Here is a 14,422-nt window from a genome sequence, read left to right on the forward strand (position 1 = left end):
GAAGACAATTCTTTATGCCGATGAGCGGTATCTACTCAGCGGTAGCGGGAGTACCGGGATAGATCCAGATCTCTTCTCCGCGCAGCTCGAGCTTGTGGCTTGCCACATCTTCGGTAGCAGGCATACATTGCACCGCACCCGTTTTCAGGCAGAACTTCGCAGTGTGAATTGGGCACTCCACTTCGCAGCCTTCAATCCAACCGTCGGCGAGCGAGGCGTCTTCGTGGGAACAGGTGTCATTGAGCGCGTAGAACTCATCATCCTCAGTGCGGAACACTGCGATGGGCTCCGAGAAACCGGTGACATCGGTATCGACGACGATGGCCTCTTCAGGCTCGATATCGTCCATGACGGCGACTTTTACTGCTTCAGACATGGGTGAACCTTTTCTAGTGACATAGATAGTGGTGGGTGAACCGGCGCGGTCTTAGTTTTCGTGCCAGGCCGGGGTGTTCATGAGTTCCTTCCAGCGGCGGTAGAACCCTCGACCGGCAGCATCGGAATAGAGCTCCGAGGTGGTGCCGGGGAAGCCTTCGTTGTGCTTCTCGGTACCGATTCCCATCTGGTAGTTCAGAGCAGTTCCCTGAATCATGAAGCCATGGGCGTTCGCCTGTACTTCCGACCAGTTCTCTCCGTCGTCCTGCTCGAAAATTCCAGATGGCCCGAAGGTGCGAAGGTTATACAACCGCTGGGCCTTTTTGACGTCCTCCGGCATCGATTTATCCAGTACCGTCCACGCCCATACCTCCATCTTGTTTGGCCCCTTGGGGTGCCACACCCTGATCGAGCCGTTGACGGGAAGATAGGAGAAGTTAGGAAATACGTTGCCGTGCCCATTGGTCATCGGACCCGTGACTTGTTCCGGCGACAGGCGATCGCGCAGGAACTCGTAGTCGTAGTACTCGTGCACGGGTTGGGCATCAAAGCGGTTCTTCGGATGCACCGGGAAGCCGGCACCATGGCCTGCCTCGCTGGTGAACTGCTTGCCAGTTCGCTCTGCGATCGCTTTCTTCGGCCCCTTGCCCGATGGCGACATCACCATCAACGCCGAGGCGTGGGACATATTGACGTGGTACCAGTCCGTGGCGAATTGCTCCGCCGCGAGCTTCCAGTTGCCCTCGAGGACCCACTTGGTCACTCCCCCAACAACGCAGGTGCCTTCTGGGTCGCGGTCGAGAAAAGCATCGAGATACCAGGTGAGATCACCCAGCGCTTCTTCGAGCGGCTCTGCATTTTCGTCCCAGTTAGCGAAGATGAGTCCCTTGTAGGACTCCACGCGAGGCGCGGTAACTAGTCCCCAGTCGGCTGCGCTGAAGGAAGAGTCATAGTTGTCCTTACCAGGAAGGTTGATGAGCTCGCCGTCGAGATCATACGTCCAGCCGTGATAAGTGCAGGTGAAGTTTTTCGTGCGCCCATGGTCAGCACGGCACACGCGCGCACCTCGGTGGCGACAATTATTCAGCAGGACCCGGATCTCCCTCTTTTTGTTCATCGAGGCGATCACCGGATCCTCTCCCATGTAGGTCTGGAAGAAGTCGCCCGGCTTTTCGAACTGGTCCTCGTGTGCGATAAACAGCCACGAGCGTGCGAAAATCCGACGCATCTCCTGCCGGTAAATTTCTTGGTCGCTGAAAATTCGGCGATCAATCAGTCCTGCGTCCGGGTCGACCATTCCGCCAATGTCTGTATTGGCATCAAGGCCTTCGGGGCGCTGCAGCCCAGCAAGAGGCCTCGGGTTGTTCGGAGTTGCCATTTTCTCCGTCCCTACTTTCCTTGTCCTGTCGTGTCACACTGCGGAAACCATGCTCGGCGTCGCCATCCCAGGGGATAGATCGAACCCGAAAGACCACAACCGCTACGGCATGGTTTTCCACTGTGCTGAATCAACCCACTGGCGCCATCACGGTCCGTCCCCCCAGTGCAGAGGGTGGCCAACAACCATCCAGGCATTGCTATGTGAGCTGATTCATATGTTGTGTGCTTAATTATGTGACTGGTGTCAAACTTTTCTAAAGAGTCCGTTCCGCCCTCCGGAACGTCGCCCAGGGAGTACAGTTTCAACTAGATGCTCACCCCACCGACACCCCGAACCCTAGCCACCCCCTCATAGGGGCATTTGAAGGTATTTAAAGTAGAAAAGATGACACTCTAAACGTGGCCACTGTTCACCACGCCACCCCGCACCCACCCAGTGCTTAAAGATCGCAGTACGTCTCCTACGTACATCATTTACTCATGAGGTCAGCCCGCTATGACAAGAGAACAGCCAACGAAAGACACTCGCGGAGCAGTAGACAAAGCGATGAGTCTGTTGAGATGCTTCACCACCCACGACGCGATGGGCATCGGACTCAGTGAACTCGCCCGACGTGCCGAGCTCTCAAAAACAACGACACACCGCCTCCTTGGAACGCTGGTAGACAACGACGCGCTTGAACGCTCCGGCGATGTTTACCGGCTTGGCCCGCTATTTTTCGAACTCATCACAGAGCGAAGCAGTAAGCATTCAGAGCTCGTCAGCGAGCAGCTCACGCCTTATCTCGCCGCACTCTTTGAACACACTCGGCACACCGTGCACCTGGCTTATCTCGACAGCACCGAGGTCGTGTACGTCAATAAGCTGTTTTCTGCGCGTGGAGTTGATGCCCCATCCCGTATTGGTGGCCGGGCACCAGCGCACTGCACAGGCGTCGGCAAAGCGATGCTCGCTTTTGATGAAGGTGCCACCGAAACTGTCTTGGCCTCGGGGCTGCGCGGCTGGACCCCGTTCACGATCACGGATCCTGCGGAATTTAAGCGTGAGCTCGCCACAATTCATGACACCGGAATCGCCTACGACCGCCAAGAGATCACACTAGGCCTGAACTGTGTAGCAGCGCCTATATTCGGCATACACAATGTGCCGCAGGCGGCAATGAGCGTGTCTGGCCCCTCGGATTCTTTTGATCCGACAAGGGTTCTTCCTCCCCTCAGGAAGATCTGTGTAGCGGCAAGCCGCGTTGTACAACAGTGGCAAAGAAAAAACCGTCCCGAGATTTTCGACGACTAACCCCGACAGGCAGGCGCTTTCCTGCTTCGCGATACGCGCCTGCAACCGCTATCGCCGGGATGCACTGGTGCACACACCACGTGTGGCCTCCCACCTGAGTTCTTCTCAGGTGGGAGGCCACTGTAGAGCATTGACTCTATGCTTCTAGCCGGCTCGCTTGAGGTCGACAGCAACATCGATAATCATGTCCTCTTGCCCACCGACGTATCCTCGGCGCCCCACCTCCGCGAGGATGTCCTGCGTAGGCACTCCATAGCGTTCCGACGCGCGCTCGGCGTGGAGCAAGAAGGAGTTGTACACGCCCATCTGCCCCTGAACGATGGACCCGCGGTCCATAGCAGGCAGTCGATCCACCATAGGTTTGAGTACGTCCTCCGCGGCGTGCAGGATTTCCTTGCTCTTCACGCCAGTATCAATTCCTAGCCGCTCGAATGCTACGGCAAGGACTTCCGTCGGCGAGTTGCCGGCCCCGGCACCTAGCCCGGCGAGAGAACCATCAATTTGGCTCGCCCCTGCGCGAACCGCGAGGACAGAGTTGGCCACGCCGAAAGACATGTTTTGGTGACCGTGGAAGCCCACCTGGGCATCGTCACCGATCTCGTCCACGAGCGCCTTCACGCGGTCTGATGCCTGCTCCATGATCATTGCACCGGCCGAGTCCACGACGAACACACACTGGCAGCCAGCATCCACCATGATCCGCGCCTGCTGTGCGAGAGCAGCTGGCTCCGAGCGATGCGAGAGCATGAGGAAGCCGCTTGTTTCGAGTCCCAGCTCGCGGGCCGCTTGGAAATGAGAGATCGACACGTCGGCTTCGGTGCAGTGGGTGGCGACGCGAATCACGTCTACCCCTCGTGCTTGTGCTTCCTTGATGTCATCTACGCGCCCGACGCCAGGTAGGACGAGAGCAGCGATTTTGGCATTTTTCGCTTCATCGCGCGCGGCCGCGATCAAATCGAGTTCATTGACTTTGGAGAAGCCATAGTTGAAGGATGATCCGCCCAGGCCATCGCCGTGAGTAACCTCAATCATCTCTACATTGGCATCATCGAGGGCTCGTACGACTGTGCGCACCTGCTCCTCGGTGTACTGATGGCGCACCGAGTGCGAGCCATCGCGCAGCGTTGTGTCATTAATACGAATACTCATGGGTGAAAATTCCTCTCCTAGATCAGGCTCGCGAGTCGTTCGCCTGTGGCCACAGCTGCTGCAGTAATGATGTCCAGATTGCCTGCGTACTCCGGCAAGTAATCGCCGGCACCGGTTACCTCAAGCAACACAGTGACGCGACCCCAGCCATTCCATTCCGGTCGTGCTTCATCGAACTGCGGAGTAGCGGTGACGTGATAGCCGGGAACATAGGAACTCACGCGTTCAACCATGGTCTCGATTGCAGCGAGAACCTTGTTTTGTAGTTCGCCTTCCTGTGCCGCCTCGGCCGGCAGCGAGCAGTAGACGGTATTGCGCATATTCATTGGCGGCTCAACGGGATTCAGCACGATAATGGCCTTGCCACGCCGCGCCCCGCCCAGCTTTTCCAGCGCGGTAGCTGTAGTTTCTACAAATTCGTCAATATTGGCACGCGTGCCTGGTCCTGCGGAGCGAGAGGAAATCGAGGCAACGATTTCCGCGTATTCCACGTCAACAACGCTGGACACAGCAGAGACGATAGGGACCGTAGCCTGTCCGCCACACGTGATCATATTGACGTTGTCGAGGTCTTTGATCTCGTCCAGATTCACACTGGGAGAGAAGTAGGGTCCCACAGCCGCGGGGGTTAAGTCGATTGCCCGGATTCCCGCTTCTCGATAAAGCGGGGCATTTGCGAGGTGCGCATTGGCGGAGGTTGCCTCAAAGACAATATCCGGCAACCTGTCCTGCTTGACCAGCCACTCGACACCTTCGGCCGATGTAATCAAGCCCTTGTCTTTTGCCTTCTTGAGCCCTTCCGATTGCGGATCGACTCCCACCATGTACACCGGCTCAATGACCTCTGATTTTAGGAGTTTGTACATGAGGTCGGTGCCGATATTTCCCGGACCAACGATAGCTGCCGTGATCTTTTTACTCATTATTGTTGCCCTTCACTAAAAGTGGCTGTCAAAGTTCCATATTTGCCGTAATCCACGCGAACGCTTTCTCCCGCATGTACCGGTGCGGCGCCGCAGAAACTACCTGTAAGAATGATTTCTCCTGCCTGGAGCGGGGTTCCCTGCTCAGCGAGCACACCGGCTAGCCAGACGAGGGGCTTTAATGGATGCCCCATAACTGCCGAACCGATTCCTGATTGTGGCGCGCCTTCTCCCACCGTCATCTCGGCTTCAACCTCGGCCAACTGCCCGATAGGTATGTCAACCGGATTGGAGCTCAAAATGACTGCCGCACACGAGGCATTGTCTGCCACTGTGTCAACGAGACGGATATCCCAATTCCGAACGCGGGAGTCGATGATCTCTACTGCGAGATAGGCTTCCTCCACTGCGTCGACAACCTCGTCAAACGTGGCATCAGCGCCCAGATCGCGATTGATCTTAAAAGCCAATTCAGGCTCCACTTTTGGAGCGATAAACTGGGAGACATCAATGTGGTCCCCATCGTGGAATAGCTGCTGATCGGTGAAAAAACCAAAATCGGGGCTATCAACGCCAAGCTGCTGCTGCATCGCGATAGACGTGAGACCGATCTTCCTACCGAGGATGGTGCGCCCTTGCTCCTTCAGTGCACGTTCTTGCCACTGTTGGATGGCATAGGCACCGTCCAGATCTAGATCAGGAATGGTGTTGCGCGGCGGCTCAATGGCTTCTTTAGTGTCATAAGCTTCGAGCAGTGCTGCGGCAACCTTTTCTTTCGCATCATTCATAGCTGCGCCCTATCCTTTCGCCATAATTCCGAAGCCCGCGATGAACTCCTTGATTGGCTTGTAGTACTGGTAATGGACTTCCGCCTCGGGATTGGCGGCCGCAAGTGCGGAAAACGCCGCCACCCAGGTGCGTACCTCGTGGGAGGAGTGGCCTGCTTGTTCGTCCATCTCGTCAGCGATGTAGCTATCGAATCCAGTCGGATCCTTGCCGGCACACACCTGCATAAATGCTGTGTCCCACTCCGGGTTAAGGTCCTGAATAGGGGCCTCACCTTTGGCAAATGCGACAGCGTTGTTGATGACGTTCTGCTCTCGAGCGTGCCGGGCTTCTTCCGTGGGATGACGGCCGTTGAGCAAGAGTTTCTTTTGTTCTTCGGTGGCCGTAGCCCATTGCGGCACCGGAGGATCGTGGGACAAACCTCCCGATGCCATGAACAGCACCCGTTCATCGCGATCCGCAAAGAAGCGTCCCACAGCCTCACCCAGGTGCCGCACACGTTCCATTGATACGAAGGGGCGAGCGACTCCATTGACGAAGATTGGAATAACTGGGATTCCCTCGATGTCGCCGTAGATCACCTCTAGCGGCTGCACTCCCCCGTGGTCGATTTCCATGCGACGCGAGATAGCGACGTCGATATCACTGGAAATGATGAACTGCGCGAGTTCCTCCGCCAACTCGGTGGGCACAGTGAGCTGCCCAACCTGGCCGCCCCAGTCTCCAACGCTCACGCATTCGTAGCCCACACAATAAGGCGGCATCAGATCATAGAAGAATCCGTTGTAGTGGTCGGGCCAGAAGAGGACCACAAGCTCCGGGTCGTAGGACTTCACGTAGTTTCGAGCCTGTTCGAAAGCGTTGTGGAGTTCTTCGAGCACGTCCTTCGGTGGCTCAAGAACATTGAGCAATGGACTGTGCGACATCGCAAGCAACTGTGTAGACATGCCCCTATCGCCCCTCTTTCCTATTAGCGTCCTTACGTTCCAGTCCACAATATGGTTCAGGTCACTATGGCCGACAGTTCTCGTTCCGATTGATGGAACACTCCGCACGAGCCAATATCAGGGTCTGGTGTCCGGGGCGATTGCTACAATTACAGCGTCAAACAGCACTAACCCCCGATGACGCGAGGCGTGATGAAGAAGACCATTCGAGTGACCGGCGCCGTACTTCAACGAGACGGAAAGATCCTTGCCGCCCAACGAGGACAGGGAAAGAGCCTCGGCGGCTTCTGGGAGTTTCCGGGTGGAAAGATTGAAGAGGGAGAGACACCGGAGGCATCCCTCGCCCGCGAGCTCAAAGAAGAGCTACTGATCGACGCCCGGATCGAAGAACACATCACCACCACGCGGCATGAGTATGATTTCGCGATCATCGAACTGGCCACATACGTGTGTTCTCTGCCCTCCGGAGAGGAGCCCACACTGACCGAGCACGAACAGGTCCGCTGGCTCAGCAAAGAGGAGCTGAACGACGTGGAATGGGCGCCGGCCGATGTTCCTACCGTGGAGATCCTGTCACACGCATGAGCAACACCAATCCCACACCGCAGCTGCTGGACGATCTTCACCATGGCTTTATTGATCAGGACCATGCACCACAGGGTGATGGAACCCCTCATCTGATCGATAATCGCGATCCCAACACGATGCTGGCCGCTATCACCCGAGAGATGGAGCGGTGTAGTTCCTTTATTTTCTCGGTGGCGTTTATTACCCCGGGCGCTCTTGCCCTCCTCAAGCCGTACCTACTCAAGTACACGGGTAAGGCGACGATCATCACGTCCACCTACCTGGATTTCAACTCGCCGGAAATGTTCGAGGAGCTGCTCCAACTTCCGAATATTGAGGTTCGCGTGGTGGATGACCACGCTTATGGATTCCACGCCAAGGGCTATATTTTCTCCACGGTTTTCGGTGTCACCGCCATTGTCGGCAGTGCGAATATGACCCGTAAAGCACTGATGAAAAATCAGGAGTGGAACGTCAAATTCAGCGCGATGGAACACGGGGACATCGCTTATCAGCTACACGACGCCACGACCTACCAACGTGGTATCTCCGTTCCTTTGACTCGGGACTGGATCGAGGAGTATCGCTCGCGCCGCCAGGCGCCAGCTTTTCCTGAGCGGGACATCCAACTACGCACGAGAGAGCGCATCACCCCCAATGACATGCAGCTTCATGCGTTGGAAGAGCTCACTAAGCTGCGCGGCACCGGCGCTCAGAAAGCACTGATTATTTCCGCCACAGGCACCGGTAAAACCATTCTGGCCGCACTTGCCGCACGTGCAGCGCAACCGACTCGCCTCTTGTTCCTTGCTCATCGGGAACAGATCGTGCGTAAAGCGCGCGAGGAGTTCAGTCGCGTGATTGACGCAGGGGATGACGAGTTCTCTGTATTCCTCGGCAATGAACGGAATGCTACGCCTCGCTACGTATTCTCCACCGTGCAGACGATGTCTCGCCACAGCAGCTTAGACAGCCTGAGCCCCGATCAGTTCGATTACATCATTATCGACGAGGCTCACCGTTCAGCTGCTGACTCCTACCGCCGGATCATGGACCACTTCACGCCTGATTTCCTCTTGGGACTCACTGCGACTCCCGAGCGTACGGATGATCGCAGCGTCTATGAGCTCTTCGATTTCAACGTGGCATTCGAGATCCGCCTCGGCACTGCGCTGGAGAACGATATGCTGGCGCCCTTCGACTATTACGGTGTAGCTGACTATGTCGCGGAAGACGGCAACACCGTAGATGACGTCACAGATTTGAAATATCTGGTCGCCAAAGAACGCGTGCAGCATCTTCTGGAGAAACTACGCGTCTATGGTCGCGTGCGGGATGTGTGTGGTCTTATCTTCTGCAGTCGCACCGAAGAGGCGCAGGACCTTTCTCACATGCTCAATGAGTCTGAACTATTCGGGCGGCGCCTTCGCACTGTGGCTCTCAGCGCGACCGACTCACACGAGGAGCGCGAGCGCATGGTGCGGCGGCTAGAGTCCGGCGAGCTGGATTACATTATTACGGTGGATCTCTTCAATGAGGGGATCGATATCCCGAAGGTCAACCAGATCGTAATGCTGCGTCCCACGCAGTCAGTCATTGTATTTACGCAACAGCTCGGTCGCGGCCTACGGAAGTACCCGGGCAAAGAGAATCTTCGTGTCATCGACTTCATCGGTAACTACAAAAACAATTATCTGGTACCGATGGCTCTCAATGGCGAGACCAGAAAAAGAGATGTTCTTCGAGACGGCGCGCGTGCAGCGAAAGCAGTGTCCGGACTCAGTCATATCTCTTTCGATAACATCGCCCAGCAACGCATCCTCGACGCTATTAGCAAGGCAACAATGGACAACTTCTACCTGTTGAAGCAGGATATTGCAGATCTTCGCGCTCGACTCAACAAAGTACCCACGCTTTATGACTTCGCCCGCTTCGACAATGTTGAGCCGGAGGTCATGGCTCTCAAGAAGAAGAATTATTGGTCGCTGTTATATTCTGCGAAGTTCTGCAAGGAGAGCCCCAGCGAGACTCAAGAAGGCTTGCTCAATCTGCTCTCTCTGAGGATTCTCGACGGTAAGCGCCCGCACGAGCCGCTCCTGCTTCGTCGTCTCATCTATGGCCCCACAACAACCGACGAGACCCGCGCTTTGTTTGCCGATTACGGCACAACATCCGATCGCGCCACCATTGATAGCGCGGTCCGCGTGCTCACCGGAGAGTTCGACTGCTGGAAAACCGAGCCAGAGTTTCCTGTCATCACGCGAGAAGGCAACGGCCTCAGGCTTTCTTCGATGTTCCTGGAGAACTATCGCTCATCCGAGCTGTTCAAGGCTCATGTCGACGACATCATCGAAACGAGCTTATTCCTCAACAAGGAGAAGCATTCCATCGACGGAAAGATGATCGTAGGCAAGCTATACAACCGCGAAGATTTCTGCCGGCTTTTCAACTGGAGGCGCAATGAACGCGGCGTGATTAACGGCTACAAGATAGATAAAGAGACGAACACCTGCCCGATCTACATCACCCACCACAAGGGTGATGCGTTCTCTGAGAGCACCCGCTACGAAGACTATCTCGACTCCCCGGAGACCATGACCTGGTACACCCGTGGACGACGAACCCTGCACAGCAAGGAGCTCATACCGATCATCGACAACTCTGTCGACCTCCATATGTTCGCTAAGCGGGATGACCGGGAAGGCACTGATTTCTTCTACCTTGGCCCAGTGACCTCACGCGACGCGACTCAAGAACGGATGCCGGTGAAAGATGGCAACGTTGACATTGTGCGCATGAAGTTGGATTTTGAGATCCCCGTGAATCCCGCGGATCTGAGCTATCTCCGCGGAGCCGAGGCCTAGCCCCTCACTCCCCTAGCAGCACCCACACGTGCCCGTCGTTGAGCCGTACTGGGTAGGTACGCACGGGCTCGCTGGCGGGTGGGGTGAGCGCGTCCCCAGTTTTAAGACAGAAGGCTGCCACGTGCACGGGGCATTCCACCTCGCAGCCTTCCACCCAGCCTTCAGCGAGCGACGCATCCTCGTGTGTGCAGGTGTCGTCGATGCAGTAGAACTCGTCATCCTCGGTGCGAAACACGGCGATGGGGGCATCGAGGCCGGTCACCGCGGTTTCAAGGACGATCGCGGATTCGGGTGCAATGTCTGCCGCTGCTCCTGCATCGCACCAGTGGCCGGCGCCACTGTGCACTCGGGTATCACCATCATGAGCGGTGTCGCGCTTCTCCGCCTGGCTGTGTTCTGCCGCGGAGGTCGCTGTTTTCTTTCTGAAGAACCGCACCCGCTTCCTCCTTCCTCGCACCTGTGTGTGTCCTTTCAACTTTAAACAACCGCTGGCCCCGCTGGTGGGGCCTACCCCTTCCGTGCCGGCCGCACTGCACCCCAGCCATGGGACAAGTAGCCTCGGTGGATATGAAGCTTGCTACCTTTCGCTCCCCACTCACCCCAGATCGGACTCGCGTGGGACGCGTCGACGATGACCACTCGGCCACTCTTGTCGGTGAGTTTGCCGATGTGGCAGAGCTGCTCCACCAGCCCAATTGGCGCGAGCTTGCCGCACACGCCTCGGAGCTGACGGTCGAGTTTGAGCAGCACACCCTGGCCCCGCCGATTCCGCGTCCCAGCAAGATTATTTGCGTCGGTCTGAACTACGCGGCCCACATCGAGGAAATGGGCCACGAACGCCCCGATGTGCCCACCTTGTTCATCAAGTTCCCCGAGGCGCTGATCGGCCCCTTCGACGATATCCAGGTGCCGTCTTTCGCTCAGGACACTGCAGACTACGAGGGTGAGTTGGCAGTGATCGTCGCTAAGCGCACCCGCAATGTCACACCAGAGGAGGCCACAGATTCCATCGCTGGCTTCTCGGTGATCAATGATTTCACCTGTCGTGAGCTGCAAAAACGCACCCAACAGTGGCATCAGGGCAAGTCCTTGGAGCGCACCAGCGGTTTCGGGCCGTGGCTGGTCACCCCAGATGAGTTGGACGCGGAGGCGCGGCTGCACACCGTGGTCAATGGCGAAGAGCGCCAGAATGCGCCGCTATCGGATCTAGTGTTTAGCCCAGCGGATCTCGTCTCCTTCTGTTCACAGCTGTACACGCTCAATCCTGGCGATGTGATTGCCACCGGCACCCCGGCGGGTGTGGGGCATGGTCGCGGCGAGTATCTCTCCCATAATGATGTGGTTCAGGTCTCCGTGGACGGGATCGGCCGCATCCGAAATCGGGTTGTCTTTGGTGGATAACCTGCGGGTTGTGCTAGACTTCCGTTCGTCTCGGCGAGGGGGTTTGTAACCCAAGCCCCGTTATCGACGCGATCCAAGAGCTCAGCCCCACCTATTGGGGCTTCTAGCCTGCGGCGATGCGAGATGCCACGCACTGCCTGCGGGCTTTTTTCGTGTCGTGGACCTGCACATGGTTCCGGCGCGATCAAGCACAATCCGTCTGCGGTGCGCTGACCACTAACACAAACTTTTAAGGAGATAACAATGGCTACTAAGGCAATTGATATCAAGGCAAGCGCTCGCACTGAGTTCGGTAAGGGCGCTGCCCGCCGTGCCCGCCGCGACGGCCTGATCCCCCTCGTGGTGTACTCCAAGCACCTGGAGGCCCCGGTGCACGCCACCGTCGACCGCATCGAGTTCACCGCCATCGTGCGTAACCACGGTGTGAACGCGATTGTGAACGTCAACGTCGATGGCGAGGAGCACCTCACCATGATCAAGCACGTTGATCAGAACCCGCTGAGCTTCGACATCGACCACATCGACCTCTACGCCATTTCCCGCGGCGAGAAGGTCGAGGTCGAGGTGCCGATCACCTACACCGGCGAGCCGGCTCCGGGCACCCTCGTCTACCAGGATGCAGACACCCTGCTCCTGCTGGCCGATGTGCTCTCCATTCCGGAAGAGATCGAGATCGACATCGAGGGCCTCGAGGTCGGTACCCAGATCCTGGCCAAGGACGTTGCTATGCCCGGCAACTGCTCCCTGGCTGCCGATGAAGACGTGCTGGTTCTCAGCGTTGTCTACCCGGAGACCGAGGATGTCGAGCCGGGCGAGGCCGAGAACGAGGATCCGGAGGACGTCCCGACCGTGGACGAGGACGATGCGGACTCCGAGGAGGACTCCGAAGACAAGGAGTAATCCCCTCATACCGTGGCGCGATGCTTATCGACGTCACCTCGCACCACCACCCTAGGCGCCCTCTGTGCGTGCCTAGGGTGGTGCTGTATCTGGGCGCGCTACCATGAGGTGAATCTCGGTGCTTATCTAGAAAGCTTCTTGCCTCATGAACGTTGCCACCACCACTGCTCTTGCGGCAGTGTGTGCCCTATCGATTGGGCTTGTGTCCTGTTCCGCCGATTCCGGCACCCCCAACGCCAACTCTGCCCGTCTCGGCGTGGCGTTTTCCCCTGTCGCCGGCTTCGCGCCTTTTAGTGCGGATGCCTCCATTGCGACGCGTTTAGGTTCCTCGGAAACGCTCGTTCGCATCGCCCCCGACGGCACTCCCGAAGGCTGGTTGGCCTCGTCCTGGGAGCAGCCCAGCTCCACCACCGTGGTGTTCGAGCTGCGCTCTGGGGTGGATTTTCATGATGGCACCCGCATGGATGCCGATGCCGTGGCCAACTCGCTCAACGAGGCTTTTGCCTCTCCTTTCCGTCCGCGCGGGCTCGGCTCGGCGGCGCTGCGGGCCACCGCCACGGACACTCTCGAGGTGACGGTCACCTCCGATCGTCAGGATCCGATCTTGGCGCAACGCTTCGCGGATCCGGGCACCATGATTCTTTCTCCTCAGGCCTACACCACAGAAGATGAGCGTCTGGTGATCACCCCGATCGGCTTCGGCACAGGCCCCTATGTGTGGAAGGACGCCACTCCACGGCAGGCCCACCTTGAGGCCAATGCGGACTACTGGGGCGATCAGCCCGCGGTGCCGAGCGTGGATGTCACCTTCTCCGCCGATCCGGCCGAGCTGGCCCGCGAGGTGGAAAGCTCCCGGCTCGATGTCGCGGCGGGCCTGCCAGCCGCGAGCCTGAGCGATGTGAGCGAGCGCGCCGAGGTGATGACGGTATCCACCCCGCGCACCAGTCTGCTGTATTTCAATACGGGCAAAGGCATCTTCACCCGCGCCGATGTGCGCAGCGCGGCGATTGAGGCACTCGATATGCCAGCGCTGGTCCGCGATAGCTACCCTGCGGATACGAATGCGCTGCAGAATATGCTCTTCCGCGCCGCCGAACGCGGCGATGGCACAACGAAGCCGATCAAGCTGAACACCCCGGCTATAGACGACCTAGAGGATGGCCCCACCCATATCACCATGGCCACCTACTCTGATATCCCCGAGCTTCCCCAGCTCGCATCGGAGATCGCCGAGCAGCTCGAGCAGGCTGGTTTCCAGGTCCAGCTCAGCATTGATAGCTATGGGGCGCTGGAAAACCGGATCCTGGACGGGCGTTTTGATCTTGTTCTCGGCTCGCGCAACTACATGAGCGGCGCCGCGGACACACTCAGCTATCTCGCTTCCGATGCCACCTGCGGCAAGCGCTATAACATCGCCCGCTATTGCGATGAGAGCGTGGACGCAGAGATTGCCACCGCATTAACTACCACAGACACCGAGAGCCGCGAGACCGCGGCCGCACAGATCGCTCGGGAGATCCTCGCCAGTGGTGCGGTGCAGCCCATCGCCGTCGAGCAGGTCCATCTCAGCAGCCGCGGCTTTACCGGTCTAGCCGAGGATCCCTTCGAAGTGCAGCTACTCACCTCGGATTTCCGAGCAGAACCCTCCGCCTAGGCCACTACCCCCGCACGGGCCGCTGGCGACGCCCTACCCTGCGCCGCTCCAAGGGAGAGCCGCCGCGCTGTGCTGCGCTGTGCCCAGGCGCTGCCTAGGCAACAATCGCCTGTGTGCAGCGTGTTTCTACCTTCCACTGCTCAGGCGATGAGACTGCGGAATAGTGCTGCGCTGTGCCTAGG

At 57.9% G+C, this 14,422-nt stretch carries 13 protein-coding genes; 6 read left to right on the forward strand and 7 right to left on the reverse strand.

Annotated elements, in window-relative coordinates:
* Positions 1-31 precede the first annotated feature (31 nt).
* The gene (locus tag GBB11_RS02365) at positions 32-376 is read right to left on the reverse strand and encodes a non-heme iron oxygenase ferredoxin subunit (RefSeq protein WP_151548891.1); all 345 of its coding nucleotides are present in this window, start codon (positions 374-376) and stop codon (positions 32-34) included.
* Positions 377-427: 51 nt separating this feature from the next.
* Positions 428-1,753 (reverse strand): aromatic ring-hydroxylating dioxygenase subunit alpha, encoded by a 1,326-nt coding sequence (locus tag GBB11_RS02370; RefSeq protein WP_151548892.1) that lies wholly within the window; start codon positions 1,751-1,753, stop codon positions 428-430.
* Between the two features lie 498 nt (positions 1,754-2,251).
* On the opposite strand from GBB11_RS02370, the gene GBB11_RS02375 reads away from it, so the two are divergent.
* Positions 2,252-3,049 (forward strand): IclR family transcriptional regulator, encoded by a 798-nt coding sequence (locus GBB11_RS02375; protein ID WP_151548893.1) that lies wholly within the window; start codon positions 2,252-2,254, stop codon positions 3,047-3,049.
* 144 nt (positions 3,050-3,193) lie between these two features.
* Here GBB11_RS02375 and dmpG read toward each other — a convergent pair whose 3' ends face one another.
* Genes dmpG through GBB11_RS02395 form a run of 4 tightly spaced genes read right to left on the reverse strand, consistent with a single transcriptional unit; the run spans position 3,194 to position 6,854 of the window.
* Positions 3,194-4,198 carry a 4-hydroxy-2-oxovalerate aldolase gene (gene dmpG / locus GBB11_RS02380; RefSeq protein ID WP_151548894.1) on the reverse strand — a complete coding sequence of 335 codons (1,005 nt, stop codon included), beginning with the start codon at positions 4,196-4,198 and terminating at the stop codon, positions 3,194-3,196.
* 17 nt (positions 4,199-4,215) lie between these two features.
* Positions 4,216-5,121, reverse strand: a complete 906-nt coding sequence (locus tag GBB11_RS02385) for an acetaldehyde dehydrogenase (acetylating) (RefSeq protein ID WP_151548895.1) — start codon at positions 5,119-5,121, stop codon at positions 4,216-4,218.
* The gene (locus GBB11_RS02390; protein ID WP_151548896.1) at positions 5,121-5,909 is read right to left on the reverse strand and encodes a 2-keto-4-pentenoate hydratase; all 789 of its coding nucleotides are present in this window, start codon (positions 5,907-5,909) and stop codon (positions 5,121-5,123) included. The genes GBB11_RS02385 and GBB11_RS02390 overlap by 1 nt, the downstream gene beginning before the upstream one ends.
* 9 nt (positions 5,910-5,918) lie before the next feature.
* Positions 5,919-6,854 (reverse strand): 3-carboxyethylcatechol 2,3-dioxygenase, encoded by a 936-nt coding sequence (locus GBB11_RS02395; protein ID WP_151548897.1) that lies wholly within the window; start codon positions 6,852-6,854, stop codon positions 5,919-5,921.
* Between the two features lie 192 nt (positions 6,855-7,046).
* Between GBB11_RS02395 and GBB11_RS02400 the strand changes: the two genes are divergently transcribed.
* Positions 7,047-7,439 carry a (deoxy)nucleoside triphosphate pyrophosphohydrolase gene (locus GBB11_RS02400; protein ID WP_151548898.1) on the forward strand — a complete coding sequence of 131 codons (393 nt, stop codon included), beginning with the start codon at positions 7,047-7,049 and terminating at the stop codon, positions 7,437-7,439.
* Positions 7,436-10,285: a DEAD/DEAH box helicase gene (locus GBB11_RS02405; RefSeq protein WP_151548899.1), complete on the forward strand. Its 2,850-nt coding sequence runs from the start codon at positions 7,436-7,438 to the stop codon at positions 10,283-10,285. The genes GBB11_RS02400 and GBB11_RS02405 overlap by 4 nt, the downstream gene beginning before the upstream one ends.
* 4 nt (positions 10,286-10,289) lie before the next feature.
* Here GBB11_RS02405 and GBB11_RS02410 read toward each other — a convergent pair whose 3' ends face one another.
* Positions 10,290-10,721, reverse strand: a complete 432-nt coding sequence (locus GBB11_RS02410) for a bifunctional 3-phenylpropionate/cinnamic acid dioxygenase ferredoxin subunit (protein WP_369408526.1) — start codon at positions 10,719-10,721, stop codon at positions 10,290-10,292.
* A gap of 131 nt (positions 10,722-10,852) precedes the next feature.
* Between GBB11_RS02410 and GBB11_RS02415 the strand changes: the two genes are divergently transcribed.
* The 3 genes from GBB11_RS02415 to GBB11_RS02425 all read left to right on the forward strand — a co-directional run bounded on the left by GBB11_RS02415 (position 10,853) and on the right by GBB11_RS02425 (position 14,240).
* Positions 10,853-11,686 (forward strand): fumarylacetoacetate hydrolase family protein, encoded by an 834-nt coding sequence (locus GBB11_RS02415; RefSeq protein ID WP_151548900.1) that lies wholly within the window; start codon positions 10,853-10,855, stop codon positions 11,684-11,686.
* Positions 11,687-11,929: 243 nt separating this feature from the next.
* Positions 11,930-12,586 (forward strand): 50S ribosomal protein L25/general stress protein Ctc, encoded by a 657-nt coding sequence (locus GBB11_RS02420; RefSeq protein WP_151548901.1) that lies wholly within the window; start codon positions 11,930-11,932, stop codon positions 12,584-12,586.
* 145 nt (positions 12,587-12,731) lie between these two features.
* Positions 12,732-14,240 carry an ABC transporter substrate-binding protein gene (locus tag GBB11_RS02425; RefSeq protein WP_151548902.1) on the forward strand — a complete coding sequence of 503 codons (1,509 nt, stop codon included), beginning with the start codon at positions 12,732-12,734 and terminating at the stop codon, positions 14,238-14,240.
* Positions 14,241-14,422: the final 182 nt, after the last annotated feature.

The organism is Corynebacterium sp. 74A, from assembly GCF_008930665.1.
Lineage (GTDB): Bacteria > Actinomycetota > Actinomycetes > Mycobacteriales > Mycobacteriaceae > Corynebacterium > Corynebacterium megadyptis.

Excerpts from the sequence above, each read along its gene's own strand:
- GBB11_RS02370 (WP_151548892.1), bottom strand. The coding sequence starts at position 1,753 with ATGGCAACTCCGAACAACCCGAGGCCTCTTGCTGGGCTGCAGCGCCCC.
- GBB11_RS02420 (WP_151548901.1), top strand. The coding sequence starts at position 11,930 with ATGGCTACTAAGGCAATTGATATCAAGGCAAGCGCTCGCACTGAGTTC.
- GBB11_RS02400 (WP_151548898.1), top strand. The coding sequence starts at position 7,047 with ATGAAGAAGACCATTCGAGTGACCGGCGCCGTACTTCAACGAGACGGA.
- GBB11_RS02365 (WP_151548891.1), bottom strand. The coding sequence starts at position 376 with ATGTCTGAAGCAGTAAAAGTCGCCGTCATGGACGATATCGAGCCTGAA.
- GBB11_RS02425 (WP_151548902.1), top strand. The coding sequence starts at position 12,732 with ATGAACGTTGCCACCACCACTGCTCTTGCGGCAGTGTGTGCCCTATCG.
- GBB11_RS02405 (WP_151548899.1), top strand. The coding sequence starts at position 7,436 with ATGAGCAACACCAATCCCACACCGCAGCTGCTGGACGATCTTCACCAT.
- GBB11_RS02395 (WP_151548897.1), bottom strand. The coding sequence starts at position 6,854 with ATGTCTACACAGTTGCTTGCGATGTCGCACAGTCCATTGCTCAATGTT.
- dmpG (WP_151548894.1), bottom strand. The coding sequence starts at position 4,198 with ATGAGTATTCGTATTAATGACACAACGCTGCGCGATGGCTCGCACTCG.
- GBB11_RS02390 (WP_151548896.1), bottom strand. The coding sequence starts at position 5,909 with ATGAATGATGCGAAAGAAAAGGTTGCCGCAGCACTGCTCGAAGCTTAT.
- GBB11_RS02375 (WP_151548893.1), top strand. The coding sequence starts at position 2,252 with ATGACAAGAGAACAGCCAACGAAAGACACTCGCGGAGCAGTAGACAAA.
- GBB11_RS02385 (WP_151548895.1), bottom strand. The coding sequence starts at position 5,121 with ATGAGTAAAAAGATCACGGCAGCTATCGTTGGTCCGGGAAATATCGGC.
- GBB11_RS02415 (WP_151548900.1), top strand. The coding sequence starts at position 10,853 with ATGAAGCTTGCTACCTTTCGCTCCCCACTCACCCCAGATCGGACTCGC.